Source organism: Salibacterium halotolerans (assembly GCF_900115625.1).
GTDB lineage: Bacteria > Bacillota > Bacilli > Bacillales > Marinococcaceae > Salibacterium > Salibacterium halotolerans.
In genome coordinates, this window is record NZ_FOXD01000047.1 from 1 (window position 1) to 1,836 (window position 1,836).

Consider the following 1,836-nt stretch of genomic DNA (forward strand, 5'->3'; position numbering starts at 1 on the left):
GGGGCTGTATCAAAAGGTTGTGAAAAAATGACCTTTTACAGCTCCTTTTTCTATTTCATATACAAAAAAATCGCCTCTTTCGGTATAATGAAGTCACCACAACCCATTAATGAAAGAAGGCGATTTTTTATGAGTAACCTAACGGTCACTTTCCAAGAGTATACCATGAATCAGCTGTATCTTCCTATGGATTTTTCGGATTTAATTCCGGAAGATCACGTTGCCCGGATCGTAAGCGACATGATCGACGCCTTGGACGATCAGCTTTTTTTTGATGCGTATCAAGGAGGTGGACGTCCAGCTTATCATCCGAAGATGATGGCGAAAATCGTCTTATACGGGTACACCCAGAGCCTGTTTTCCGCGCGCGCCATCGAGGGAGCCCTGACCGAACATCTGCCGATGATGTGGATGGCCGCCAGTCAGACACCGGACTTCAACACGATCAATCGGTTTCGTTCGGAACGCTGTAAGTCGTTGATGGATACCTTATACGCAGAGATGGTTCGGCTGCTGATCGAGGAAGGGTATGTAGATGGGAGAGACTATTTTCTCGATGGAACCAAAGTGGAAGCCAACGCTAACAAATACACGTTTGTATGGCGTAAAAGTACCGAGAAGCATGAAGAAAAACTGCAGGCGAAAATCGAGGACAACCTGCGTGCCATTGAAGATGCGATCGCGGTTGATATGGAGACCCTGAAACGAGAAGACGATACGTTTCAACGGGAACGAATCTCCCGAGAAGCCCTGGAAGAAGTCGCTGAAAAAGTCGAACAGGAGTTGCGGACCCAAGAGGATGCCATTGAAGCTGCTGACACAGCCGAAGAAAAACGGGAGAAGAAACAGGCTGTCAAGCCGCTGCGCCAATTTCATCGTGCCCTGATCAAGGATTTCCTTCCCCGCTTGGAGACCTACGAAACCCAAATGGGTTTATTTGGCGAACGCAACAGTTACTCGAAGACGGACGTGGATGCTACGTTTATGCGCATGAAAGACGATCACATGATGAACGGACAGCTCAAAGCAGGGTATAATATCCAGGCCGGCACGCAGGACCAGTTCATCCTCCATTATTCGATCCACCAAAGTCCAACGGATGCCCGGCTGCTTGCGCCTCATTGGGAAAGTCTCAAGGAAACTGGACGCAAGCTGCCCAAAAACCTGGTGGCCGACGCCGGTTATGGAAGTGAACCGAACTACATGTATCTCAGCGAACAAAAAGACCTTCACTCGCTGATCCCGTATAACACGTACAACCAGGAACAGAAGCGCTCGTTCTCGAAAAAAGCCTACCACCCGCACAACTGGACGTACGATGAGAAAGACGATCTGTACTGGTGTCCGAATCAGCGAAAAGTCACGTTCCGCCACTACCGCCGCCGCACAGACAAGTACGGATACAGCCGGGACTTTAAAATCTATGAATGCGAATCCTGTGAAGGATGCCCGTTCAAAGCGGACTGTACCACCGCCAAAGGCAACCGGAAAGTCTATTACAATCCGGTCTACGAGGAACTCAAAGCCAAAGAAGCGACCAAACTGAAAAGCGAGTTCGGACGAACACTCTACACGCGCCGAAAAACGGACGTGGAGAGTGTATTTGGTCATGTCAAACAAAATCTTGGCTTTCAGCGATTCCACCTGAGAGGGAAGGAAAAAGTCCAGGTGGAGTTCGGTTGGGTGGCTCTTGCCCACAATATACGGAAGATGGCGGCGGCGAAACACCGCAAAAAGAAACCAGCTGTATAAGCTGGCTTTAAAAATACGTAAAAAACCATGGTCACCATCTGAAGATGGCGTCCATGGCTTTTTAGTTAAGGGCTTTTGATACAG

General features: G+C 48.8%; 1 pseudogene. It reads left to right on the forward strand.

What is annotated here, in order from left to right:
- Positions 1-129: 129 nt before the first annotated feature.
- Positions 130-1,743, forward strand: a pseudogene (locus BM124_RS18380) (IS1182 family transposase); the annotation flags it as partial.
- Positions 1,744-1,836: the final 93 nt, after the last annotated feature.